This window comes from Flavobacterium sp. CG_9.1 (assembly GCF_015751645.1).
GTDB classification, from domain to species: Bacteria; Bacteroidota; Bacteroidia; order Flavobacteriales; family Flavobacteriaceae; genus Flavobacterium; species Flavobacterium xanthum.
Genome location: NZ_JADOVC010000009.1, coordinates 18,631 through 45,087, shown reverse-complemented (window position 1 = coordinate 45,087; position 26,457 = coordinate 18,631). Strand labels below are relative to the sequence as shown.

Annotated in this window: 19 protein-coding genes, 3 tRNA genes and 1 pseudogene; 8 read left to right on the top strand and 15 right to left on the bottom strand. The window is 35.0% G+C overall.

Annotation, left to right across the window (positions count from 1 at the left end):
- Positions 1-21 precede the first annotated feature (21 nt).
- The 5 genes from IWX83_RS06695 to thrA form a co-directional block, all read right to left on the bottom strand.
- The gene (locus IWX83_RS06695) at positions 22-1,446 is read right to left on the bottom strand and encodes a hypothetical protein (RefSeq protein WP_073353430.1); all 1,425 of its coding nucleotides are present in this window, start codon (positions 1,444-1,446) and stop codon (positions 22-24) included.
- Positions 1,447-1,817: 371 nt separating this feature from the next.
- On the bottom strand, positions 1,818-1,940 hold the full coding sequence (locus IWX83_RS17380; RefSeq protein WP_255546279.1) for a hypothetical protein: 123 nt from the start codon (positions 1,938-1,940) through the stop codon (positions 1,818-1,820).
- A 230-nt stretch (positions 1,941-2,170) separates the two neighbouring features.
- The gene (thrC, locus tag IWX83_RS06690) at positions 2,171-3,463 is read right to left on the bottom strand and encodes a threonine synthase (protein ID WP_196828529.1); all 1,293 of its coding nucleotides are present in this window, start codon (positions 3,461-3,463) and stop codon (positions 2,171-2,173) included.
- A 127-nt stretch (positions 3,464-3,590) separates the two neighbouring features.
- Positions 3,591-4,517, bottom strand: a complete 927-nt coding sequence (locus IWX83_RS06685) for a homoserine kinase (protein WP_196828527.1) — start codon at positions 4,515-4,517, stop codon at positions 3,591-3,593.
- 84 nt (positions 4,518-4,601) lie between these two features.
- Positions 4,602-7,049 carry a bifunctional aspartate kinase/homoserine dehydrogenase I gene (gene thrA / locus IWX83_RS06680; RefSeq protein WP_196828525.1) on the bottom strand — a complete coding sequence of 816 codons (2,448 nt, stop codon included), beginning with the start codon at positions 7,047-7,049 and terminating at the stop codon, positions 4,602-4,604.
- Positions 7,050-7,775: 726 nt separating this feature from the next.
- On the opposite strand from thrA, the gene hutH reads away from it, so the two are divergent.
- The 3 genes from hutH to IWX83_RS06665 are packed head-to-tail and all read left to right on the top strand — an operon-like array spanning position 7,776 to position 11,298.
- Entirely contained in the window at positions 7,776-9,290 is a 1,515-nt protein-coding gene (gene hutH, locus IWX83_RS06675) for a histidine ammonia-lyase (RefSeq protein ID WP_196828523.1), read from the top strand.
- A gap of 49 nt (positions 9,291-9,339) precedes the next feature.
- Positions 9,340-9,984: a DUF47 domain-containing protein gene (locus IWX83_RS06670; RefSeq protein ID WP_066078630.1), complete on the top strand. Its 645-nt coding sequence runs from the start codon at positions 9,340-9,342 to the stop codon at positions 9,982-9,984.
- A gap of 30 nt (positions 9,985-10,014) precedes the next feature.
- Entirely contained in the window at positions 10,015-11,298 is a 1,284-nt protein-coding gene (locus IWX83_RS06665) for an inorganic phosphate transporter (RefSeq protein ID WP_073353440.1), read from the top strand.
- Between the two features lie 106 nt (positions 11,299-11,404).
- On the opposite strand, the gene IWX83_RS06660 is transcribed toward IWX83_RS06665, so the two are convergent.
- The 4 genes from IWX83_RS06660 to IWX83_RS06645 form a co-directional block, all read right to left on the bottom strand.
- Positions 11,405-11,797, bottom strand: a complete 393-nt coding sequence (locus IWX83_RS06660) for an OsmC family protein (protein ID WP_196828522.1) — start codon at positions 11,795-11,797, stop codon at positions 11,405-11,407.
- Between the two features lie 281 nt (positions 11,798-12,078).
- On the bottom strand, positions 12,079-12,585 hold the full coding sequence (locus tag IWX83_RS06655) for a DUF421 domain-containing protein (protein ID WP_073353443.1): 507 nt from the start codon (positions 12,583-12,585) through the stop codon (positions 12,079-12,081).
- A gap of 81 nt (positions 12,586-12,666) precedes the next feature.
- A complete protein-coding gene (rimK, locus tag IWX83_RS06650) occupies positions 12,667-14,049 on the bottom strand; it encodes a 30S ribosomal protein S6--L-glutamate ligase (protein ID WP_196828520.1) in 1,383 nt (460 codons plus the stop codon).
- 137 nt (positions 14,050-14,186) lie between these two features.
- Positions 14,187-16,733 carry an ATP-dependent Clp protease ATP-binding subunit gene (locus tag IWX83_RS06645; protein WP_196828518.1) on the bottom strand — a complete coding sequence of 849 codons (2,547 nt, stop codon included), beginning with the start codon at positions 16,731-16,733 and terminating at the stop codon, positions 14,187-14,189.
- A 256-nt stretch (positions 16,734-16,989) separates the two neighbouring features.
- On the opposite strand from IWX83_RS06645, the gene gyrA reads away from it, so the two are divergent.
- Both gyrA and IWX83_RS06635 read left to right on the top strand, forming a co-directional pair.
- Positions 16,990-19,614, top strand: coding sequence for a DNA gyrase subunit A (gene gyrA / locus IWX83_RS06640; RefSeq protein WP_073353448.1), 2,625 nt, complete (start codon positions 16,990-16,992; stop codon positions 19,612-19,614).
- A 47-nt stretch (positions 19,615-19,661) separates the two neighbouring features.
- Entirely contained in the window at positions 19,662-20,933 is a 1,272-nt protein-coding gene (locus IWX83_RS06635; protein ID WP_073353450.1) for a tetratricopeptide repeat protein, read from the top strand.
- A gap of 55 nt (positions 20,934-20,988) precedes the next feature.
- Here the strand turns inward: IWX83_RS06635 and IWX83_RS06630 are convergent, their stop codons facing one another.
- Both IWX83_RS06630 and IWX83_RS06625 read right to left on the bottom strand, forming a co-directional pair.
- Positions 20,989-21,750, bottom strand: a complete 762-nt coding sequence (locus tag IWX83_RS06630) for a C40 family peptidase (RefSeq protein WP_196828516.1) — start codon at positions 21,748-21,750, stop codon at positions 20,989-20,991.
- Positions 21,751-21,821: 71 nt separating this feature from the next.
- A complete protein-coding gene (locus tag IWX83_RS06625) occupies positions 21,822-23,000 on the bottom strand; it encodes an acetyl-CoA C-acyltransferase (protein ID WP_196828635.1) in 1,179 nt (392 codons plus the stop codon).
- A 228-nt stretch (positions 23,001-23,228) separates the two neighbouring features.
- Between IWX83_RS06625 and IWX83_RS06620 the strand changes: the two genes are divergently transcribed.
- From IWX83_RS06620 to IWX83_RS06610, 3 genes are all read left to right on the top strand, one after another.
- A tRNA-Ser gene (locus tag IWX83_RS06620) sits at positions 23,229-23,312 on the top strand.
- Between the two features lie 16 nt (positions 23,313-23,328).
- A tRNA-Pro gene (locus tag IWX83_RS06615) sits at positions 23,329-23,403 on the top strand.
- A gap of 21 nt (positions 23,404-23,424) precedes the next feature.
- Positions 23,425-23,498, top strand: a tRNA-Arg gene (locus IWX83_RS06610).
- 589 nt (positions 23,499-24,087) lie between these two features.
- On the opposite strand, the pseudogene IWX83_RS17445 reads toward IWX83_RS06610, so the two are convergent.
- The 4 genes and pseudogenes from IWX83_RS17445 to IWX83_RS06590 form a co-directional block, all read right to left on the bottom strand.
- Positions 24,088-25,011, bottom strand: a pseudogene (locus IWX83_RS17445) (recombinase family protein); the annotation flags it as partial.
- Positions 25,012-25,046: 35 nt separating this feature from the next.
- The gene (locus IWX83_RS06600; RefSeq protein WP_231379844.1) at positions 25,047-25,235 is read right to left on the bottom strand and encodes a hypothetical protein; all 189 of its coding nucleotides are present in this window, start codon (positions 25,233-25,235) and stop codon (positions 25,047-25,049) included.
- 72 nt (positions 25,236-25,307) lie between these two features.
- Complete coding sequence (locus IWX83_RS06595; RefSeq protein WP_196828514.1) at positions 25,308-25,592, bottom strand: hypothetical protein; 285 nt, start codon at positions 25,590-25,592, stop codon at positions 25,308-25,310.
- 50 nt (positions 25,593-25,642) lie between these two features.
- Complete coding sequence (locus tag IWX83_RS06590) at positions 25,643-26,446, bottom strand: hypothetical protein (protein ID WP_196828512.1); 804 nt, start codon at positions 26,444-26,446, stop codon at positions 25,643-25,645.
- Positions 26,447-26,457: the final 11 nt, after the last annotated feature.

Below are 26,457 nucleotides of genomic sequence, written 5' to 3'. Positions count from 1 at the left end.
ATATTTAATTTCTATTAACCTTTATACTGCTACTGCAATTTTAGTGATTAGCAAGGAACTACAAAAACCATTTTCATAATATCTATCATGTAAACTAGCATATATTTGACTATAGATTGCGATAGGATCATTAGATTCTATTGTTATAGACAATATGTTTTCTAAAAGGGAAATAAGGTTTGCTGGGACTGCCGTTTCTTTTCCATGAACAATAGATTCATAGACAAAGTTATTCCATTCTAAATCGCAAATCGGATTTTCGATTTCGTTTAATATGGCATGATCCATAATGAAAATCAGAAAATTTAAAACTTCCTTGAGGTGTTTTTCATTAAAATAATCAAATATTCGAAACTCAATACCGTGATTTTTGTGTTTGTGAAAATTTACATCAAGTCCAATTTTATCGATTTTCTCATAATCTGATATTTCAGAATAGCGATTCACCCACCACAACGGATTATCGTGCATTGGATGCGCATCAAAATCCATTTGGACTATTTTTCCAGTTTTCATAACATTAGTGTCATACGTTCCAATACCTATGTACCTTGACATAGCGCATCGTTGTGATGCCTTGGTTAAGTTAACGCTACTGTCATTATGGGATAGAAAGTCAGAGGATCCAAATTTGATCATAAACAACGGACTCAACCATTGAAATAACCGAATCGTACGCTGATGTTTTTTGATAAAATCTACTTTGTCTTTAATTTCACCTTCCTTATTTAACTCTGTTGGAATCGTTAAATTAAAATGATAGGTCATGTTATTGAAAACAGAATAATTTTCATTATTAGAAACAAATATGGCAAAAGGATGATTTTCCGAGCAGATTTTTATGTTGCCAAATTGCGAAAATATATTTTCTTTTAGTAATAGTTGTTGCAAGTTTACTGTAAATTCTTGCTTTATATTTGCTAGTTCCGCAATGACAGTATCGATATCTTTTTTGTAAAAATCCTGCGTTACAAATTCAATGGTGTCACCATCAAAAATGAATTTTTTTTGATGTTCGTCAATGAAATAGTTATTGTGTTTTTGTAATATTTCAAAAATACTTTCCCCAATGTATTCTGGGTTTGGCTCATTGTCTATGGGATCTAAAACTTTATGTTGATTGTTTACATCTGTTTTTGTAAACGAATGGGAGTTCATTAAAACAGGGATTGCATACTCTTTGTCTGTTAATATTTTGAGTAGCGAATTTTCAAATACGTTTTCTTTATAATTTTTAAAATGGTTGACGCTATATTTTTCACGTATGCCATTTGTTAATAAGAAATTTTTGTCAACGATACGTTGATTATCAAATTCTAAATAACATTCATTTTCGATGCCTACTCCCCAGTAAAAATCATTGGATTGATACTGGTTCCTATATTCTTTATGCTTATCTAATACCTCAATTTCAAAACTAACTTCATTCATGTTTTGATCTGTCATAAACTTCTTCGTGTTTTTTAAAAATTTGTTAATATAAGGGTAACTAATTTGTGCGGTAGTGATGCTTGAGGTAATGCATAAATCCGAAGATTTTTGTTTCTAACAAGAGCAAACCAGTATTAAATAGCTGCCAATTTTGCTTTATGAAAACTAAGCTTTTTATTACCAGGTTGAAACCTAAATTGGGTTGCTCAATTTGATTGCAAAAGTAGATAAAATTAATGGCTTTATCAATAGGTCTATTTAATTTATTTTTCTAGTAAATTTAGTATTTAGGATCTGTTCTAAATTTTTAATTTGTAGCGGTTTAGCACGTTCATTTTTAGGTAAAATGGGCGCGGAAGTTATTTGCTGAAATCGTTTTATCTCAATTAATTTTCTGCAGTTGTACCATCATCATTTTGAAAGAAAAACAGTAAAGAAATAGGCAACCATTCAGCAGTTGCATTAGGAGTACAATTTTTTCGGTTTTTCAAGACCAGTTCTCCCGCCATGCGCTATATCTTTTGCGCCGAAAAGTCGGCACAAAAGGATGCCGCTACTGTCGGGTCTAAATAACATTTCTTGCTTGTCAGCAGATTCCTGGCCTAAAAATTTAATAGGCCAAAATGTGTTTTAAAAACAAATTTAAAGGGTTGAGAAACTTTAGATCAATTTATTATTTTAAAAAAAATCGGCGGAGTGAAATGTATAACCGGTTTCATAATGGGGAATCAAGATTGCATTATGATGCTAAAAACGTTTTCAAATCCTCATACGCGCTAATTTTTGTACTGACTTTTTCTTTATTCATCACACTTTCAATTTGTGCAGGAATGGGTAGTTTTACATTTAAAATAGGTTCAACCACATCCAAAAATTTAATTGGATGAGCAGTTTCTAAGAAAATTCCAATCGCATTGGGATAGTTTTTCATTTCTTTCTTTAGCCCTAAATAGCCCACGGCTCCGTGCGGTTCAGCTATATAGCCATCGATTTCGAAAATAGTTTTCATGGCTATTTTGGTTTCTTCATCAGTAAACGTATAAGATGAAAAATCTTTTTTAAATAGCTCTAAATCATTTTGATACATTTCTTGAATGCGAATAAAGTTACTTGGATTTCCTACGTCCATCGCATTAGAAATCGTAGCTATAGAAGGGTTCGGATCGAAAACACCGTTTTCTAAAAACCTTGGAACTGTATCATTTATATTAGTCGAGGCCACAAAATGTTGAATAGGTAAGCCCAATTTTTTAGCAATAATCCCAGCGCAAATATTCCCGAAATTCCCACTTGGACAAGAAAAAACCAATTCCTTGTTTTGTTTTTTTAAAGCTTTGTAAGCAAAGAAAAAATAAAACATTTGTGGCAACCAACGCGCGATATTAATCGAATTTGCCGAAGTTAGGTTTTTGTGTTTCAGACTTTCGTCCAAGAACGCTTTTTTGACCATATCCTGACAATCATCAAAAACGCCATCGACTTCTAGCGCTTTTATATTTTGACCTAAAGTTGTTAATTGTTTTTCCTGAATGTCGCTTACTTTTCCAGAAGGATACAAAATTACCACCTCGACGCCTGCAACGCCTAAAAAACCACTGGCAACAGCTCCTCCTGTATCTCCGGAAGTTGCCACGAGAACGGTATTTTTACTGTCTTTTTTGTCTTTGTTAAAGTAGGCCAAACAACGAGACATGAATCTCGCACCTACGTCTTTGAAAGCCATTGTTGGTCCATGAAATAGTTCAAGAGAATAGATTCCTTTTTCAACTGCTACTAAAGGGAAATCAAAACACAAGGTTTCGTCAATAATTTCTTTGAGAATGGCTGTAGGGATTTCATCGCCCACAAATTGTTGAATCGCATGAAAAGCAATTTCTTCGTTGCTTAAATTCTCGATGTTATCAAAAAAATCTTGTGGTATAGGAGTAATTGTTTCAGGAAAATACAACCCTTTATCAGTTGCTAATCCTTGTATTACTGCTTCTTTGAAAGAAACTTTGGGTGCGTTATGGTTTAAACTGTAATATTTCATTTGTTTAGTAATTGTGGAATCCCTACCATAACCCTCACCAAAGGAAAGGGAGACAAAACTGGATTCAGAATGTGTTGTTGTAATTTTTAAATCAATAATTTTATTCCTTTTATTTCCCTTTCGGAGTTTAGGTGGCTATTATTTTCATCCCTTCGTCATTCACTTTTGAAACGTGAATTTCATACGGTAAATTCATTTCGTCATAAACAGCGCTCATGGCTTTTGCAATTTTGTCTGCGGTTCCTTTTCCTTTGCTTAAAGCAAAAATAGACGGACCTGAACCCGAAATTCCAGAACCTAAAGCTCCGTTTTCTAAAGCAGTTTGCTTGATTAAATCAAATCCGGGAATCAAAACACTTCGCAACGGTTCTACTATTTCATCATGCAACGAACGCCCGATTAAGTCATAATCTTTAGTGTACAATCCAGCAATTAGTCCACCTACATTTCCCCATTGCGTGATGGCACTTTTCAAGGAAACGGTTTGCTTTAACACCGAACGTGCATCAGATGTTTTTAACTCAATTTGAGGATGAACCACCGTAGCATACAATTCAGATGGGCTTTTTATTTTGATAATATCCAATGGATTTGAACTTCTCACTAAGGTAAAACCACCTAAAAGGGCAGGAGCAACGTTATCGGCATGGGCATTTCCACTGGCTAATTTTTCGCCTTGCATCGCAAATAAAACCAATTCTTTTCGTGTGAATGGTCGTCCCAGTAATTCGTTGATTCCAAAAACAGCTCCCGCTGAACTTGCAGCACTGCTTCCAATTCCGCTACCAGCTTTGATGTTTTTATAGATTTCTATTTCGAATCCAAATTCGGTTTCAATAGTTTCTAGCATTGCCAAAGCAGATACTCCAGCCACATTTTTTTCGGTTTCCAAAGGTAAATCGGCACCCACAATTTTAGTAATGCGAATCCCTTTCACATCTGATTTCCGAATAATCATTTCATCGCCAGCAGTTTCTAAACACAGTCCAAGTACATCAAATCCACAGGAAAGATTAGCGATTGTAGCAGGGCAAAATATTTTTATTTCATTCATGATTTTTTGTTTCAGGTTTAAAGTTTAAAGTTGTAGCCAGTTCTTGAACTTGAAACTTTAAACAAAGAAAACTATAAACTATTTTTATACGTTTCCAATTCTAATCACATCAGCAAATATTCCAGAGGCGGTTACTGCCGCTCCGGCACCGGCACCTTTTATCAATAAAGGCTGGTCTACATAACGGTCTGTAAAAAATAATACGATATTGTCTTTTCCTTCCAAATTGTAAAAAGGATGATCTTTTGGAATAAAACGCAACCCAACATTTGCTTTTCCATTTTCAAATTGTGCCACGTATTTCAAGCGAGATTCCTTGCTTAATGCTTCTTTGTAAATAGCTTCAAAATGAGAAGCGTGTGCTTCTAAAGATTCGAAAAACGCTTCATTTGAAGTGGTATCCAAACATTCTGCAGGCATAAACGATTCGTTTGTAATTTCCTCAATTTCCATTTTATATCCACTTTCCCGAATCAAGATTAATATCTTTCTGGCTACATCAATTCCACTCAAATCTATTTTAGGATCTGGCTCTGTAAATCCTTGTACGCCAGCTTCTTTAACGACATTATGAAAAGTGTTGTTTTCGTCAAAATTATTAAAGATAAAGTTTAGACTTCCTGATAAAACGGCTTGAATTTTATTGACTTCATCGCCCGAAGCAACTAGATTTTTTACGGTATCAATAATTGGCAATCCTGCTCCCACATTCGTTTCAAAAAGAAAAGGAGCATTGAATTGTTGCGATAATTTCTTTAGTTTTTTGTAATTATCGTACTCGGAGGCACAAGCAATTTTGTTGCAGGTTACTACTGCAATATTTCTTTTTAAGAACTGTTCGTAGGTTTTAGATACGCTTTCATTTGCTGTTATATCCACAAAAATACTATTGCGTAAATTGAGTTGTTTTACATTAGAAATAAACTGTTCTTTATCCGCAGGTTCTCCGGTTTCTAATAAAAATTGCCATTCCTTTAGAGAAATTCCATCTTCATCAAAATACATTTTTCGGGAATTGGACAATGCAATAACGCGCATATTTATTTTCAGACTTTCTTTTAAGAATTTCTTTTGTTGGTGAATTTGCTCGATGAATTTCTCTCCCACATTTCCAACGCCCATTACAAATAGGTTTAACTGTTTGGTGTTTTCTTCGAAAAAGTTTTCGTGCAGCGTATTTAGCGCTTTTTTTACATCTCTTTCATTGATTACAGCCGAAATATTTCTTTCGGAAGCTCCTTGTGCAATCGCTCGAATATTGACATTATTTTTACCTAAAGTGCTAAACATTCTTCCGCTTAACCCTTGATGATTTTTCATATTTTCGCCTACCAAAGCAATAATGCAAAGGTTTTTCTCAACAATACAAGGTTCTATTTTATTTTGTGAAATTTCCACCTCAAACGCTTTGTTGATAACCTCTTCCGCCACATCAGCATCCGAATTTAGAATTCCGATACAAATAGAATGTTCCGAAGAGGCTTGAGTGATGAAAATTACATTGATATTTTTATTAGACAATACTTCAAAAAGCCTTTTGGAAGAGCCGGAAACACCAATCATTCCGGAGCCTTCAAGCGTAATCAATGTGATTGCATCAATATGTGTAATTCCTTTTACGGGATTGGATTGCGCAAAAACCTGATTGGAAATATAAGTTCCTTCAGCTGCTGGTTCAAAGGTATTTTTGATCAGAATAGGAATATTCTTTGTCAAAACGGGTTGAATTGTTGGCGGATATAAAACTTTGGCACCAAAATGAGACAATTCCATCGCTTCCTGATAGGAGATGAAGGCAATAGGTTGTGCTTGTTTTACAATTTTTGGATTGGCAGTAAACATACCGTTTACATCAGTCCAGATTTCTAAATCAGTGGCATGCAATGCACCGGCTACTATTGCCGCTGTGTAATCCGATCCACCGCGACCTAATGTAGTATTGATTCCGTCTAATGAAGCTGCAATAAATCCCGGCATCACCACTACCTGATTTTCATTGGAAGTAAAAAAATCAGCAATCAATTGATTTGATACTTCAAAATTTACGGCTGCTTTCCCAAAATGATTGTTGGTTTTGATTAGTTCTCGGCTGTCCTTATAACTGCTATTTTTTAGGTTTTGTTTTAATGCTTCAGCTATAATATAGGAAGAAAGTAATTCTCCAAAACTCAAAATCGTATCTGAAGTTCGTGGTGATAATTCACCTAAAAGAAAGCAACCATCCAGTAAGGTTTCAAGATGATTAACAATCCTTTTGATGTGACTCAAAAGACTGCTTTGTTCGGATACTGGAATAAGTTCTTTTAAAGCATCTAAATGTTTTTTCTCAATATCGGCAAGAATCTCTTTAAAACTTTCGTCACCAGCAGCAGCTTTTTTAGAAGCCAGTTGCAATAAATCAGTCACTTTGCTAAAGGCAGAAACGACCACGATTAATTTTTCGTCTTTTGCTTTGTTGCTAATAATATCTAAAACTAGTTTTATGTTTTGTGCATTGGCAACCGAAGTTCCGCCAAATTTTAATACTTTCATACGAAGTTTATATTTGTTTTTTAATGTAAAAAGGTACCGTCATTTGTAAAATTAACTGACTATTGAGTTACCACGATACGAATGTGTGTGTTGTGTTGTGTCTTGAAAAATCCAACTGTTTAGTATACGCCCAATAACTTTCTATCTTCCGAAAAAAAAGATATAACAATAGGATTATATGTAGTTTGTTTACCCCAATGGGGTAGTTGTTGTAGTAAACGTAACAGCAGTTGCAACCCGAATTTGAGTTGTTATCGAAGCGCGATATGTAGGTCTGTTATTTGTCATTTTTATATTCCAAAAGTACAATTTTTTATAAAAATGGATGTCTTTTAGTGTGTTTTTACGAATAATTGAAAATTCCAAGTCCTATTTGGCGATACTATATTTTTGTTTGTGTAATATCGTTCCTAGCAGAGCTATTCGTATAAATTTCCTGATTTTCTAACTCCTATACTTTGTTTGAATAAATTATATGATGCCGATAAAGTATTCAATTCCGCCTTATTGCGATTGTAAATGCTTAAAATTCGGTTAGATTTAGTACGAGCCGGAGTATAGTATTAAGGATACAATAAAATAGGAATAGTAATTAACGAACTATTTGTAATTATAGGAATGAAATTTAGTATTTGGATTTGTTTACCGATACTTTTTAAATTATCATCAATATATGTTGTGTATTTATAAAGATTTAGTCAATTTTACCATTTAAACAGGATCAAAATGGACAATACACATTACATTAGTACTGAATTACTTAGCCTCGAAATATTAAACGAAATTGTTTCGCATTATAAAGCTTTGGCTTTGTCTGATGAAGCAAAAATTAATATTCAAAAATGTAGGGACTATTTAGACAAAAAAATGGCTTCCCATTCGGAACCTATTTATGGAATAAATACAGGTTTTGGATCACTCTGTAATGTCAAAATATCTAATGAAAATCTATCAAAACTACAGGAAAACTTGGTAAAATCGCATGCTTGCGGTACGGGTGAGGAAGTGCCATCCCAGATTGTAAAGCTGATGCTATTGCTTAAAATCCAATCGTTGAGTTATGGTCACTCTGGAATACAATTGCAAACCGTCGAGCGGTTAATTGAATTTTATAATAATGATATTCTGCCTGTAATATACACACAAGGTTCGCTTGGTGCCTCCGGAGATCTAGCTCCTTTAGCGCATTTATCACTGCCTTTATTGGGCGAAGGGGATGTGTATTATGAAGGTAAAAGGGTGCATTCCAGTGTCGTTATGAAACATTTTAATTGGGAGCCAATTGTGCTACAATCCAAAGAAGGGTTGGCTTTGCTAAACGGAACTCAATTTATGAGTGCTTATGGAGCGCATATTTTGATGAAAGTAAGTAAATTTTCATATTTGGCCGATTTGATAGGAACCATTTCTCTGGAAGCTTTTGATGGAAGAATTGAACCTTTTCATGAGTTGATCCACTTTATCAGACCGCATAAAGGACAAATCGTAACTGCAAACCGCATAAAAGGTTTTCTAGATGGAAGTGAAATTATTGAACAGGCAAAAATGCACGTTCAAGATCCGTATTCTTTTAGATGTATGCCACAAGTTCACGGTGCCTCAAAAGATGCTTTTGAATATGTAAAAAAAGTTTTCAAAACTGAAATCAATTCGGTGACGGATAATCCTAATATCTTTATTGAAAGTGATCAAATCATATCTGGCGGCAATTTTCATGGACAACCTTTGGCTTTAGCCTTAGATTTTATGGCAATCGCTTTGGCAGAATTGGGTAGTATATCGGAACGTAGAACGTATCAATTGATATCAGGGTCTAGAAATCTTCCCGCATTTTTGGTCGACAACCCGGGATTAAATTCGGGTTTAATGATTCCTCAATACACAGCAGCCAGTATTGCAAGTCAAAACAAGCAATTGGCGACTCCAGCGAGTATCGATAGTATTGTTTCTAGTAACGGACAAGAGGATCATGTAAGCATGGGTGCCAATGCAGCAACAAAAGCTTTGCGAGTTTTGGATAATGTGGAGCGGATTTTAGCAATTGAATTAATGAATGCTTCTCAAGCTATTGGATATAGGAGGCCATTAAAATCTAGTGATTTTATTGAGATGTTTTTAAATGCCTATCGCGAAGAAGTTCCATTAATAAAAGAAGACCGAATTTTGCACTATGATATCGAAAAGACGGTTTCATTTTTAAATACTTTTCAAATGGAAAATGATTTGTTAATGTTAGCTTAACATTAGCCGTTAATAATGAAGTAATTTTGCCGAACTAAATTTTAACGTAATGAACATAAATAATTTTTTCCAATTTTTGGTTCCTAAGGACAAAAAGTTTTTTCCACTTTTTGAAGAAGCATCTAGTAATCTAATAGAAATTGCTACAAATTTACACGAAGCTGTTAATCTTCCTTTAAAAGAGCGTGAAGTTCTTTTTCAAAAAATTGATGCTTTAGAACAAAAAGGAGAAGATATAACGCGTCAAACCAGTTTAGAATTAAGTAGAAATTTTATTACTCCTTTTGACAGAGAAGATATCCATTCGTTGATTACATCAATTGACAATGTAGCGGATAACCTTCATGGTGCCGCAAGTAGAATGAGGTTGTATCAAGTAGATAAAATTACAAAATCAATTAGAAAACTAACAGAAATCAATCTTGAGGCATGTCAAAATATTGATGTTGCGGTTAGAGAATTAAGAGATCTGAAAAAAATTAAAAATATCACGGACGCCTGCGTTAGAATCAACAAGTTAGAAAATAAATCAGATAATGTTTATGATAAAGCAGTGCTTGATTTGTTCGAAAATGAAACGGATGCCAAAAACATTATCAAGTATAAAGAAGTACTGTCAGTTTTAGAAACTGCTGCTGATAAATGCAAAAGTGTAGCGAGTGTTTTAGAATCAATTTCTGTAAAACATTCTTAATTCAATCCGTTTTATTCTGAAATTATAATTATGGAATTTACTCTACTGATAGTTATTATTGTGTTGGCTTTAATCTTTGATTACATCAATGGTTTTCATGATGCAGCCAATGCGATAGCAACGGTTGTTGCCACAAAAGTATTAACCCCTTTTCAAGCGGTAGTTTGGGCAGCTTTTTTTAACTTTTTAGCCTATTGGGTATTTGGCTTTGGTGTAGCTGATACCGTTGCGAAAACAGCCAATACCATGGATATCAACTTGGTGGTTATTCTAGCTGGTGTTATTGCGGCAATTATTTGGAATTTATTTACGTGGTGGCAAGGAATTCCATCGAGTTCTTCTCATACTTTAATTGGGGGTTTTGCAGGAGCTGCAATTGCTCATGCAGGATTTGGAGTTGTTTCTTGGTATAAAGTAGGGAAGGATGGAGGAATGCCTTCAGGAGTTTTAATCATCGTTGCTTTTATCATATTGGCACCATTATTAGGGGCTTTAATATCTTATCTAATATCAATCTGGTTGTTAAATGCTTCTAAGAAAAGTATTTATCCTAAAATTTTCACCGCTTCTTTAATGATTTTGACGATTTGGTTTGTAGAAAGTCAAATGATTTACTTTGACGAAATTACAAAACCTCGATTTGATTCCCATTTTTGGAGTGTCGCTTTTGAAGCACACAATATCAAATGGTTTTTAGTGGCATTTATTGTACTTGCAATAAGCTCTTTTTGTTTGATATTTAGTAGTTTAAATTTAAATCAAGCTACGTCTTGGTTGAAAAAAATGCAATTGCTATCCTCTGCAGCGTTTAGTTTAGGTCATGGTGGAAATGATTCACAAAAGGTGATGGGTATTATTGCGGCAGCGGTTGCTGTTTACATCAACACTAGTGGCGTTGCGCAAGCATCTTTACCTGCTTGGTTAGATGTAGTTTTGCCCAATGATGAAGGTACATTTAGAATGCCCGCTTGGATTCCATTAGCTTGTTATTCTGCAATTGCAGCAGGAACTTTAAGCGGTGGTTGGAAAATTGTAAAAACGATGGGGTCTAAAATAACTAAAGTCACTTCTTTTGAAGGTGTTGCAGCAGAAACTGCTGGAGCATTGACATTGTATTTTACAGAGCATTTTAAAGTTCCTGTAAGTACAACACATACAATCACAGGATCAATCATTGGAGTGGGACTTACTAAAAGAGTCTCTGCGGTGCGTTGGGGTATGACGGTAAGTTTGCTGTGGGCTTGGGTTTTAACGATTCCTATATCAGCTATTTTAGCAGCTATCATCTATTATATTTTCAGTATTTTTATCTAATATAGAGTCAAATCAATATAAAAAAAACCATTCGGAGATCCCGAATGGTTTTTTTTTGCTAAAATTGTTTTTTTAATTTTGTTCAAAGATTTAATTTATGTCCTTTCTATTTTAAGATGGTGCTTATTTCTATGGTATTACTCAAAATTTTATGCATCGGACATTTATTAGCAATGTTTAATAATCGTGCAATTTGGTCATTATCTAAATCGCCAAACAGTTGAATATCCCGTATTATTTTTGTTTTGTTTTCTATTGGGTCAGTATCAAGAGTAACTTCAACTTTGACATCAGTTAATTTCCATCCTTTTCGATTGGCATACATGCGTAAAGTGATGCATGTGCAGGCTGCTAAAGAGGAAGCGAGCAATTCATTTGGCGCAAAGCCTAAACCCATTCCACCAGCACTTTCAGGTTCATCGGAGATCATTGTATGCGTAGCCGAATTTATTTCTGTTTTGTAGAGCTCTGCACCAATGTGTGCCGTTACTTTATCCATGATTTTTATTGTTTATTAAATTGATTAGATTAACGATGGAAACTTTGACTGTATTAAAAATAGTATTCTTTTATTTTTATCAGGAGATTGCTTAAATACACGAATAAAATAATTTTGGAACAACTTAAATCTTAGGTGGGTTGTTTTCTAATATCAAGAATAGTTTTTAATAATTTTTTTTATAAAATTACCTTCGCTTTGTCATGGACCTAATTTACAACTTTAACAGTGCAGAATTAAATTCAATAGGAAGGTTTTTACAGTATTGGTTTGTTTCATATTCAGCTTAAGCTTTTGTGAATGTGTTTCCGCTTATGATACGTTTGTTTCAGATTTTGATTTCCAGAAATGATACTTATATTACCATCAATTTCTAGCATAGCCAGCTTGACATCTTTAAAATATTCGATTCCATGTTCGCGCATTGCTTCTTTTAATTCATCAGAAGTAATGTTTAATTTGCTTAAAGATTTAAAATCCAAATGGCCATCATGTATTAGAATTTCTGGCTTTTCTTGCATGAAATCGCTGAATTTTGGGAATTTATACATCAATTTTTTTAAAGTAAAATTAATGCTAAATAGAACGGAAGCTGCGGCTAAACCTCCTAATAAACTAGTATCGTTTCCAACCATCGCATTTTGGACGGAGTTGCTGATTAGCAAGATTAATATAACGTCGGCAGTATTGAGCTGTGATAATTCTTTCTTGCCAAAAAGTCGCAATGCAATAACCATAAAAAAATAAACGGCACTACTTCTAAGAATTATAGCAAGATACTCGTTCATTTTTTTTAGGTTTTGTGCATTTGTTCCAGTTACTTTTGTATGCTTAAATAGTTCTTAAGCAGTACCATGCGAAAAATTCTGTTATTTAAGATCTACTTTTTGTTTGAAATTTTTTTCAATGGCCTTGATCATTTCCCCAGCAATATCTTTGTTTGTAGCTCCTTCGATTCCTTCTAATCCAGGTGATGAATTTACTTCTAGTAATAATGGTCCTTTTGCGGAACGAATAATATCTACGCCTGCTACTTTTAAGTCCATTGCTTTTGTTGCTTTGATGGCAATCCGTTTTTCCTCTGCGGTTACTTTTATTACCGATGCAGTTCCTCCTAAATGAATGTTCGCTCTGAATTCACCCGGCATCGCTTCCCGTTGAATGGCGGCAACCACTTTCCCATCTATTACAAAACAACGAATGTCTTTTCCGTTTGCTTCTTTGATGAATTCCTGAACTAATATGTTAGCATTTAGGCTTTTGAAGGCGTTAATAACACTTTCTGCAGCTTTTTTTGTTTCGGCGAGAACTACTCCTTTACCTTGTGTTCCCTCTAGTAATTTTACAATTAAAGGAGAACCTCCTACCATTTTTATCAAATCATCGGTATCCAAAGGGGAATTAGCAAAACCAGTCGTTGGGATTTCTACTCCATGATTTAGCAATAATTGTAACGAATACAATTTATCGCGCGACTGTGTAATAGCGTTCGACGAATTCAAGCAATAAACTTTTAATGCCTCAAATTGTCGGGTTAGTGCGCAACCATAAAAGGTTATACTGGGTCTGATTCTTGGAATAATGGCGTCAAATTGATTTAATATTTTTCCGCCACGGTAATGAATTTCTGGTGTTTTTGCATCCAGTTTCATATAGCATTCTTTAATATTCAGAAAGTGCATTTCGTGTCCACGCATTTCACCAGCTTCCATAATACGCTTGTTGCTGTACAATTCAGGATTACTCGCTAAAAGTCCGATGCGCAAACCAGAGCTTGCTTTTTCAGAGTTTTTATAAAGTTCTTTAAGGCTGTCTGATGTAGGTTGACCCAAAAGATATTTTTGTTCCGGATCAACTAAAACTCTTCCGCTCATGGCTTCCCGCCCTAGAAGCATTCTGAATCCCATGGAATCTCGATTGGTCAGCGTCATTTCGATAGGCCATTGTGAGGAGCCAATCTGTAAATTAGTCTGTATTACATAACGTTGCTCCCGAAAACCACTAGAACTTTTTACAATTCGTTTGTCAATTAATGGTGCTTCACAATGAATGACCGTTTTTAGATTATTTTGTATGGGATTGATGTCAAATTTTACCCAATTACTTTCATTTTTAATAAACGGAGCGATGTTTATAGCATGTAATGCTGATGTTTTTGCACCTGAATCCACCCGAGCTTTTATAGTGGGAATTCCTAATTCTGGAAAAGAGCACCACTCTTCACTCCCTAGAATAACTTTATTATCTGCCATAAATTAATTTTATTTGACCTATTTTATATAATCCAAATGTAAATATTTGTTTTCAAAAAACGGGTATTTACCATAAATAATAAACCCGTTAGGTTATATAAACGTAACGGGTTTAAAGGATTTTTTTTTAACTAAAGTTATAAATTAGTTGGTTCGCCAGCTTTGTGAACTTGTACTGTTAGTTCTTGAGCTCCTTCTTCAATATCCATAAAAATTTCATCTCCGGAACCAATTTTAGAAGTGATAATCTCTTCAGCAAGGGCGTCTTCAACATATTTTTGAATCGCTCTTTTTAATGGTCTGGCGCCAAATTGTCTATCGAAACCTTTATCCGCGATGAACGCTTTGGCTTTATCAGATAGATTTAATTGATATCCTAGTTCGGCTACGCGAGCATATAATTTTTTCAATTCAATTTCGATAATCAAATCAATATCATGTTTTTCCAAAGCATTAAATACGATTACATCATCAATTCTATTTAGGAATTCCGGCGCAAAAGTTTTTTTCAATGCGTTCTCAATGATACTTTTTGAATTGTCGTCAGCCTGAGCTACTTTTGCAGCAGTTCCAAAACCAACACCTTGACCAAAATCTTTCAATTGTCTGGCTCCAACATTCGAAGTCATAATAATTATAGTGTTTTTGAAATCAATTTTTCGGCCTAAACTATCTGTTAAATAACCATCATCCAGTACTTGTAGTAACATGTTAAATACATCAGGATGCGCTTTTTCTATCTCATCTAATAATACTACACAATAAGGTTTTCTGCGAACTTTCTCTGTTAATTGTCCACCTTCCTCATATCCTACGTATCCCGGAGGTGCTCCAACTAAACGAGAGATTGCAAATTTTTCCATGTATTCACTCATGTCAATACGAATCAACGCATCTTCAGAATCGAATAACTCTTTGGCGAGTACTTTGGCTAATTGCGTTTTACCAACACCGGTCTGTCCCAAGAAAATAAAGGAACCAATTGGTCGATTCGGATCTTTTAATCCCGCACGATTTCTTTGGATGGAGCGAGCAATTTTCATTACAGCTTCTCTTTGTCCAATTACTTTTCCTTCAATAAGTTCTGGTAATTTGGCAAGTTTGTTGCTTTCTGTTTGAGCGATACGGTTAACAGGAATACCACTCATCATTGAAACTACATCGGCAACATTGTCTTCGGTAACTTCAATTCGGTTGTTTTTGGCATCTTCTTCCCATTGTTCTTGAGCAATTGCTAAGTCTTTTTCAATGCGTTTTTCATCATCTCGAAGTTTGGCAGCCTCTTCGTATTTTTGTTTTTTGACTACAACATTTTTCAATTCGCGTACCTCTTCTAATTGACGTTCCAGATCTAAAATTTGTTTAGGAACTTCAATATTGGTAATGTGTACTCTTGAACCCGCTTCATCTAAGGCATCAATAGCTTTGTCTGGTAAAAAACGATCTGACATGTATCTGTCCGTTAATTTTACGCACGCTTCTATTGCTTCTTCGGAATAAGTAACATTGTGGTGATCTTCGTATTTATTTTTAATATTATGCAAAATAGTAATCGTTTCGGTAACAGATGTTGGTTCTACAATTATCTTTTGAAAACGTCGTTCTAAGGCGCCGTCTTTTTCGATATATTGACGGTACTCATCTAATGTTGTTGCACCAATACATTGAATCTCTCCACGAGCTAATGCAGGTTTAAACATATTGGATGCGTCTAAAGATCCTGTTGCACCACCAGCGCCAACAATAGTGTGAATTTCATCTATAAAAAGAATGATGTCGTCATTTTTCTCTAGCTCATTCATTACTGCTTTCATTCGTTCTTCAAATTGTCCACGGTATTTAGTTCCAGCTACAAGACTAGCGAGATCTAACGTAACGACCCGTTTATTGAACAAGGTGCGTGAAACTTTTTTCTGAATAATTCGCAGGGCTAAACCTTCGGCAATGGCAGATTTTCCCACTCCAGGTTCACCTATAAGTAAAGGATTATTTTTTTTGCGACGGCTCAAAATCTGAGAAACGCGCTCAATTTCTTTTTCCCGTCCTACAACAGGATCTAATTTCCCCTCTTCTGCCATTTCTGTTAAATCTCGGCCAAAATTATCCAAAACCGGAGTTTTAGATTTTTTGTTAGATTTGTTGGCTGGGTTGTTAAAAGTTCCTTCTTTTAGACTGTCATCTTGTCCTGAATCGTCATTGTAAGATTCATTTCGTGGTAATTTTTCTATAAATTCTTCTTCGCTTGGAGTCATGTTTAAATATTGTTCTTTAGCTATGTCATAATCAATTTTGAGTTTATTCAATAGCTTGGTTGTTGGATCGTTTTCGTTTCTTAAAATGCACAATAATAAATGCGCGGTGCTGATAGAGGTACTTTGAAATACCTTAGCTTCCAGGAAAGTAGTTTTCAAGGCTCGTTCAGCTTGACGTGTCAAGTGCAGGTTTTTCTTTTCAACGTTTACCTCTACGCCGGGACTTGCTGGGCTTAGAATCTCTACTTTTCTGCGTAAATGATCTAAATCAACGTCCAGATTATTCAATATTTGAATAGCTTTTCCGTTTCCGTCTCTTAGAATCCCAAGCATTAAGTGTTCTGTACCTATAAAATCGTGACCCAGTCGTAAAGCTTCCTCTTTACTGTAGGTTATAACGTCTTTTACTCTTGGTGAAAAATTATCATCCATAATATATATTTGATATCGTAAATTTAGTGAATTAGTGATAGAAAAACAAAAACCATTCCTATAAGTAGTCGTGTCAGCTAAGAGACAAAAATTATACTAATATAAGAGTTAAATTTCCCTTAAATTATTAACTAAAAGGGAAGTTTATTTTGTTGATAAATCATTGAAATAAGTGTTTTAAAATTGGTTTAAAAATTTCAAAAAAGCGTATATTGGCACGTTTTGAAACTAATATAATTATTTAATATAACAACTTATGTCTGAAGGAGAAAAGTTAATTCCCATTAACATTGAAGATGAAATGAAAACAGCCTATATCGATTATTCGATGTCGGTTATTGTGTCAAGAGCTCTTCCAGATGTTAGAGATGGCTTGAAACCAGTACATCGAAGAGTACTATTTGGAATGCATGATTTGGGTGTTAACTCAAGATCAGCTCATAAAAAGTCCGCAAGAATTGTCGGAGAAGTTTTGGGTAAATATCACCCACATGGTGATACTTCTGTTTATGATGCTATGGTTCGTATGGCTCAAGAATGGAGTATGCGTTATTTGTTGATCGATGGTCAAGGTAATTTTGGATCTGTAGATGGAGATAGTCCTGCAGCAATGCGTTATACTGAAGCTAGAATGCGTAAGATTTCTGAGGAGATTTTAGCTGACATTGACAAAGAAACAGTTGATTTTAAATTAAATTTCGATGATACGCTTGAAGAGCCAACAGTGATGCCAACGCGTGTTCCTACCTTATTAATAAATGGGGCCACGGGAATTGCTGTAGGTATGGCCACGAATATGCCTCCTCATAACTTAACTGAAGTTATCAACGGTACATTAGCTTTCATGGATAATAATGATATCGAGATTGACGAGTTGATGACGCATATTAAAGCCCCAGATTTTCCTACTGGTGGAATTATATACGGATATGAAGGTGTGCGTGAGGCTTTCAAAACAGGTAGAGGTAGAATTGTAATGCGTGCCAAAGTTGGTTTTGAAGAAGTGGAAGGTCGGGAATGTATTATCGTTACCGAAATCCCGTATCAAGTCAATAAAGCGGATATGATTAAGCGTACAGCTGATTTGGTCAATGATAAAAAGATCGAAGGAATTGCCAATATACGCGATGAATCGGATAGAAATGGGATGCGTATCGTTTATATTTTAAAACGTGATGCCACACCAAACGTGGTTTTGAACACACTTTATAAGTTTACACAATTACAATCTTCTTTCAGTGTAAATAATATTGCAATTGTTAAAGGGCGTCCACAAATGTTGAATCTGAAAGATTTGATTCACTATTTTATCGAGCATCGTCATGATGTGGTGACTCGCAGAACGCAATTTGAATTGAAAAAGGCGGAAGCAAGAGCGCATATATTAGAAGGTCTTATTATCGCGTCTGATAATATTGACGAAGTAATTGCGTTAATCAAAGCGTCGAAAAGTACGGAGGAGGCAAGAGAGAAATTAATCGAAAGATTCAATTTGTCAGATATTCAATCTCGTGCAATAGTTGAAATGCGTTTGCGTCAATTGACAGGTCTTGAACAAGATAAGTTAAGAACGGAATACGATGAAATTATGAAGTTAATTGAGCATTTGAAAGCTTTATTAGCAGATGTAAACTTGAGAATTGCTTTGATCAAAGAAGAACTTACTGAAATTAGAGATAAATATGGAGACGCTCGTCGCTCTCAAATTGAATATTCTGGCGGAGACGTGAGCATCGAAGATTTAATAGCTGATGAGAATGTAGTCATTACTATATCTCATGCAGGATATATCAAACGTACCAACCTAACCGAATATAAAACTCAGAATAGAGGAGGAGTAGGGCAAAAAAGTGCTGGAACAAGAGATCAAGATTTCTTAGAGCACATGTTTGTTGCTACAAATCACCAATATATGATGTTCTTTACTCAAAAAGGAAAATGTTTCTGGATGCGTGTTTATGAAATACCAGAAGGAAGTAAAACCGCTAAAGGTAGAGCAATTCAAAACTTAGTGAACATTGAAAGTGATGACAAAGTGAAAGCTTTTATTTGCACTCAAGATTTGAAAGATAAAGAATATATCAATAGTCATAATTTGATTATGGTGACCAAAAAAGGTCAGGTTAAGAAAACATCTTTAGAGAAATATTCTAAACCTAGAGTAAACGGTGTCGCTGCAATTACTATTAAAGAGGGTGATGAATTATTGGAAGCTAAATTAACGAATGGTGAAAGCCAAATTATATTGGCTGTAAAATCAGGTAAATTAGTTCGCTTTGAAGAAACTAAAACCCGTCCAATGGGAAGAACAGCTTCAGGAGTTCGTGGAATTACACTTAAGGATGATACGGATGAAGTTATTGGCATGGTTACTGTAAACGATATGAGCAGTGAAATATTAGTTGTAGCTGAAAATGGTTACGGTAAACGTTCTAGCCTTGATGAATATAGAATTACGAATCGTGGTGGTAAAGGAGTTAAAACCTTAAATATTACGGAGAAAACAGGAAAGCTAATTTCTATAAATTCAGTTACAGATGCAGATGATTTAATGATTATCAACAAATCTGGATTGACTATCAGAATGGCTGTTGAAGATTTGAGAGTGATGGGCCGTGCTACGCAAGGAGTGAAGTTGATTAACATTAAAGGAAATGATTCAATTGCAGCAGTTACAAAAGTTATGAAGGACGATGTGGCTGAAGTGGTTGTAGATGAGGAAGGCAATGTTGTTGAAACGGAAGCTATTGAAAGAGTTAAGCCAGTATTAGAAGTTCTTGAAGAGGACGGTTCTGAAGAAGATGAAGACGAAGACGACTCTGAAAATGAAGAAGAACTTGATGACGATAGTGACGAGGACGATTCAGATGATGAAGCATAAAATAAAATAGAAAAGTAAGAATAAGTATTAAATTAACACAGAATATTATGAAAAGTAAATATGTATTACTAGCATCAGCGTTATTGATATCAGTAGCTACTTTTGCTCAAAAAGATCAAATTAAGGCAGCCGAAAAAGCGATGAAAGGCGGTAAATCTCAAGAGGCAGCTACCATTTTAATGGAAGCAGAACCCTTAATAGCTGCAGCAACAGATGCTGAAAAGGCACAGTTTTTCTTTGTAAAAGGAAATGCTTTATTGGATTTAGCCAACAAGAATGTTGATGCGAATACCAATCTTTCACTCGCTGCAAAAGCGTATCAAGATTTAATTGGAGTGGAGAAAGTTTCTGGAAAAGTAAAATACTCAACCCAAGCAGCAGCTTCAATTACGGATATTAAATTCAAATTGATAAATGGTGCAATTGCAGATTCAAAAATTGAGAAGCATTCAGACAGTGCTAAAAAATTATATGACGCTTACCTGTTGGATAAAAAAGACACAATCAATTTATATTATGCGGCTTCAACTTATGTAAATGCAAATGAATATGACAAAGCGCTTGAGTTATACGAGAATTTGAAAAACTTGAACTATTCTGGAGTAGGGACTAGTTACTTTGCAGTGAATAAATTAACCAACCAAGAAGATTTTTTTGCTACTGCTGCAGAAAGAGATAGAATGGTGAAGTTAGGAACACATGAAAAACCAAGAACTGAAGCTATTCCTTCTAAAAGAGGAGAGATTTATAAAAATATGGCTTTGATTTTAGTTGAAAAAGGAAAAACCGACGAGGCTAAAAAAGCAATTTCTGAAGCTAGGAAAGCAAATCCAGAAGATACTTCTTTGATCTTGACAGAGGCTAATCTTTACTTAGAAACTAAAGATTTTGAAATGTACAAAAAGCTTATCGCTGAAGTTTTAGAAAAAAATCCTAATGACGCTGATTTAGTTTTTAACTTAGGAGTGATAAGTGCAAATGCTAAAAATGTTCCTGAGGCGGAGAAATATTACAAAAAAGTTATTGAAATCAATCCACAATACATCAACGCCTATATTAATTTATCTGCTTTGAAATTAGAAAATGAAAAAGTCATTATTGATGAAATGAATAAACTTGGAACTTCTACTAAGGATATGAAGCGCTATGATGATTTGAAAAAGAAGAGAGAAGATTTGTTCAAAAGTGCTATTCCTTATCTTCAAAAAGCAGTAGAATTAGATCCTAAAAACTCAGATGTTTCTAAAACACTTTTAGGCGTTTATAGTGCTCTTGAAATGACAGCAGAATACAAAGCCTTGAAAGCTAAGATTCAGTAAATCATATTATATTATTCATAAAAAAACCTATCTAGAGTATTCCAGATAGGTTTTTTTATATAATCTTTTTAATAACTCGTAATTTATGGGTGTGTTTATTTGTCTCTGCATTAAAAATTCCCAAATGATCCAATCGATCCACTCGAACTTTACCGCTGGCGTGAATGATGTAATTATCGTCCATTATGATTCCTACGTGAATAATTCTGCCTTCCTCGTTATCAAAAAAAGCTAAGTCTCCGGGTTCACTTTCTTCAATAAAACTCAAAGCTTCTCCCTGACTGGATTGTTGGGAAGCATCACGAAGTAATTTGTATCCATTCAATTTATAAACCATTTGAGTAAATCCTGAACAATCAATACCAAAAGGAGTTTTTCCTCCCCAAAGATAAGGAGCATTTAAATACATAAAGGCAGATTTAATAAGGTTCTCTTTGGTTTTTTCTCCACTTGTTTTAGTTCCCTCAAAATCAAAATTAGACGTATTGATTTCATGATTGTTAATAAACGATACGGAAGAACCAAGAGGAATTGGAATCAGTAAATTGGATGGCGCAGTTATGTATTCTATTAAGTCAGCATTGAGAATAATAGCTTCTGTGGATAATTGAGTATAACTTGATTCAGCAATTAATTGATATTGTTTAGAGTCAACCCAACCTTCATAACCATCATATTGCATTTTGATAAAAGACCACTGTTTGAGTTGTTCTAAAATTTCGAAATGTTCTCCAAATAAAACTTGAGAAACAATTTCGCTTTTATCACTTGGTTCAAACCGAAGCGGTATCATCGCTAGATTACAAATTCCAAACATGTATGTTAAGGTATGAGGTAAGAGTTGTGAGTTATACGTATCAAAACGTATAACTCACAACTCATAATTAATTAAATTCTTTCAATAACAACTGCTGATGCACCACCACCACCATTGCAAATTGCAGCAGCACCGATACTTCCATTATTTTGTTCTAAAACGTTAAGCAATGTGACAATGATTCTCACTCCAGAACAACCTAGAGGATGACCTAGGGATACAGCACCTCCATTTACATTTACTTTGCTACTGTCTAATCCTAAAATTTTAGAGTTAGCTAAACCTACTACCGCGAAAGCTTCGTTAAATTCAAAATAATCAACATCGCCAATCGCTATTCCTACTTTTGCTAAAGCTTTTGGAATTGCTTTAGAAGGGCTTGTAGTGAACCACTTCGGTTCTTGAGCCGCGTCTGCATATCCTTTGATGTAAGCCAAAGGCTTCAAACCTAATGCAAGTGCTTTTTCTTCGCTCATCAGTATTACTGCAGCAGCTCCATCGTTAATTGTGGAAGAATTAGCGGCTGTCACTGTTCCTTCTTTTGTAAATGCTGGATTTAAAGAAGGTATTTTATCAATTTTTACGTTTGTAAATTCTTCATCTATAGAAACGATAATCGGATCTCCTTTTCTTTGAGGAACGGAAACGGGAACAACTTCATTATCAAATTTTCCTTCTTTCCATGCTTTAGCGCTACGCTCGTACGATTGAATTGCGGCGTTGTCTTGATCTTCTCGGGTATAATTGTATTCAGATGCACATAAGTCGGCACAAACACCCATAGCATTGTTGTCATAGGCATCAGACAATCCGTCTCTTTGCATTCCGTCAATCATGGTTGCTGGTCCAAACTTTGTTCCATTTCTCAAATGCATGTAATGTGGAATTAAACTCATGTTTTCCATTCCACCTGCTACTACAATTTCGGCATCACCACATTGAATGGCTTGTGCGCCTAACATGACTGCTTTCATTCCAGAAGCACATACTTTGTTTATTGTGGTACAGGCCACGGTATTTGGTAAACCTGCAAATATAGCGGCTTGACGAGCAGGAGCTTGACCTACGCCAGCTTGAACTACGTTGCCCATAAATACTTCATCAACTAAATTAGGATCTAATTTTATTTTGTCCAAAGCGCCTTTAATAGCGATTGCGCCTAATCGAGGAGCAGTGACTGTAGATAATCCCCCCATAAAACTTCCGATAGGTGTTCTAACGGCAGAAACGATAACAACTCTTTTGTTCATGACTTTCATAATGTTGGTTTATGAAGCAAATTTAATCTTTTTTAAACAATTTCATATTTTGACAAGGACATTATCTTTTTTATATTTATTTCTCTTCTATTTGTTTGATTGTGAAGTCTTTTTGAAAAAACGACAAAAAAGATTAAAAAAAAGGCTTGAAATAGTTGTGAGAAGTCTAAAGATGTCTTAAATTTGCAACCGCAAAACAGGACACGTTTCCTTGAGCTTGGAGGGGTGCCAGAGTGGTAATGGAGCAGTTTGCTAAACTGTCACCGAGCAATCGGTGCCAGGGTTCGAGTCCCTGTCCCTCCGCTTTATAATTTTTTTTCGGGGTGTAGCGTAGCTCGGTTATCGCGCCTGCTTTGGGAGCAGGAGGCCGCAGGTTCGAATCCTGCCACCCCGACTAGTTTTTTACAGCAGCAATGGAGGCATAGCTCAGCTGGATAGAGCACCTGCCTTCTAAGCAGGCGGTCGAAGGTTCGAATCCTTCTGCCTTCACATACTGGGACAAATCAGATTTTTGCTGATTTGTCCCTTTTTTTTTACTATCTAAATCCTTGTATAACAACAACATAAGTCTTAGTCCTTCATTGATTCTAGTGGTTCGAACTTGATTATTTTCAAAAGTGAGTTTTTCAGGAAATATCGAACCAATTATCTTTCTTTTACTGGTGGCAGATCCCTCTTCATATAATTTCCCAAGTTGTGAAATTTGGCTTATAGCCTTATTTAAAAGAGGTCCCACATTAGTAACATTACTATTTTTTGTAGTTAGCATCGATTCAAGTCTGTTTATTCTTTCACCTGTCTCAATTTTTATCTTGCGATAATCATCTGCATCTAAATCTCCTGCAATTAATAAATTTCTTGCTTTGGTCAATCTTATATTTGTCTCTTCAAGTTCTTTTGTCAATTGATTACTATCGCTTCGCTGGTATTTAGTTTTATTTTGAAATACAGATGTTATTGCTTGTTTATATAACTCCAGAAAAGGTAGTGGTCTAACATATTTTTGTATTTCTTCTGCAATTCTTTCATTTACTATAGGGGCTTTTTCGCGGAATGTGCACCCTAAAGTACAATGATAATAGTAATAATATTTGTATCGTCCCTTAGAGGCACTTCCAGTTAGTAATCTTCCACATTTCGGACATATTAGATAACCTCTTAACGGAATCTCTGGATCTACTGTAACAGTAGTTCTTTTCTTTTTCTTGCGACCATCAAGTACATCTTGAACTTCATAAAATAAGGATTCTGGTATTAGCGGCTCATGTTGTCCTTGAGCTAAGTAACTTTCTTCATCCTTATATTTAGGAATGAATACCTTTCCATAGTAGATAGGATTTCTTAGCGCAATCCAAAAGCTATTTTTATAAGAATTTAAGCCTTTTGCATTAGCTAATCTCCAAATTTGTTGTGTATTTATTTGGCCCTTTGCTAGTTCTTCAAATACCCATCGCATAATAATCGCTTCATCTTCTTTAATTGCAATACTTTTTTTTCCTTCTTCATTAATTTTATTTTTATATCCTAAAGGGGCTCTTCCCATAACACGTCCTTCTTTTTTAGCCCTACGCATTCCGTTAAATATATTCATAGATCGGCGGTCATTTTCTACTTCTGGAGCTGCAAGGTAAAATGCAAGCATCATTTTATTTTCGGGAATAGATAGATCTAAAGGCTGTTCTACAGCCTGAGGTTCTACACCTAAATTTCTGAGAGTATTTATCATTTGATAAGAATCTCCTGCATTTCGACTAAATCTGTCCCATTTTGTGAAAAGCACTAAATCTGATTGTCCTCTGCGAGTGCGAAGTTCTATCAATAGTTTTTTCCATGATGGACGGTTAAATGTTTTTGCCGAATGATCTTCAGTAATCACATTACGTACCTGAAGCGAATTCGATTCACAATATTTGCGTAAACGTTCTTCTTGATCGCGTTGCGAATATCCTTTCTCTGCCTGTTCATCTGTACTTACCCGGATATATAAATCTGCAATTTTCATGATTTTAAGATTGATTAGTTAAGCTTACTTACTCGTCACTCATGTGTTGGTAAATATACTTTTTTTTGTTGATCTAAATACGTATCAACCACTATTTCAGCCATTTCATATAGAAAATCCAAAACGATTTTTGTTTGTTCTAAATCTAAATCAATACCATCTTTTCTTAATAATACCATCGCCTTTTGTGGTGTTATTCTACCAATCTCCTCTTCTCTCATCATGCACCTCCTTCTTTTGATAGCAAAAGCCCGCGAACGGGCTTTACTGATTTTTACTTTGATTGATTCAATTGCTTATATATAGAAATAAATCGTGCTCCTTTGGTTTCTGTTTCGGGTTGGCACATACTTAATGTAGCCATACTCATTTAGTTCATGCATACATTTATGGTATGTTTTTGGGGAAGAAATCATTGCTATCTCCATAATTTCATAACTGTATACTTGAATTGGATTAATATAGCCTCTATCCGCTCTAAATTGAAGCAATGCAGCATAGATACCAATATGCGTGACGCTAATACGGCAATCTTTCTTTATTGCCTTAAAGAAATCGGATAAAGGTTTTAGTATTTCCATTAAGCGCTAGTTTATTAATTTTAAGCAGACTTTGTTTATCACCCTTTCTGCTACATGGAATTAGACTGGCTTTTCCTTTTTTTCTTAGTATCCTTTGGTACCTCTGGGCCGTCGTCGTCAGCACTCTGGTTTTGCTTTTTACTATCCTGTTTAACCGAAGCTTTTTCGACTTCGGACTGCTTTTCCTCTTTGGAGTGACGGTTGTCAATTCGTTGCATATTACCATCATACATATTGATAGTTTTGAATTGTGGACTAGCCTCAATATATTGTTTCAACTCATTGCCTTCTTTTAAGAAAGTAGCAGATTGCAGGTTTCCTTTTTTCATGGAATCCATCAGATCCTCTTTGTACTTAGGATTTTCTAGTTCCTTGATTGGATGTTTAGCCAATGTTGCCTCAAGATCATAACCATAATTCTGATGGTATTGGTTTAACTTAAAGTTTCCGTTAGTATCGGCTTGTTTAAAATCCATCTGCACCCAAGCGCTGTATATTTCTCCTTCTTTATTGGTAAGGTCTTTGTTTACGGATCTTCCCTCCATAAGATTAAAAGCTTCTTTCATGGTAATGTTACTACCTTTATTGATATAAAAGGTTTGTTCCAGAGCTTCCTTGGAATTCTCCTTTTGCAATTCCACCTTGTAGGAATTAAAAAAATACATATCGCTTTGATCTGATTTTTTAAAATTCAATGTTGCCACAGCGGTATCATTACCGTATTGTGCAATATGGTTCAAAGTGAAATTTGGTTCCTCTTTCTGCATTTTTGCTTTTAATTCACTTTCCAGTCCTTCACCGAAACCGGTGTACTTAACCTGGTCTTTTAAGTATTCAAAATTTTTCTCGTTCATGACTAAATTCT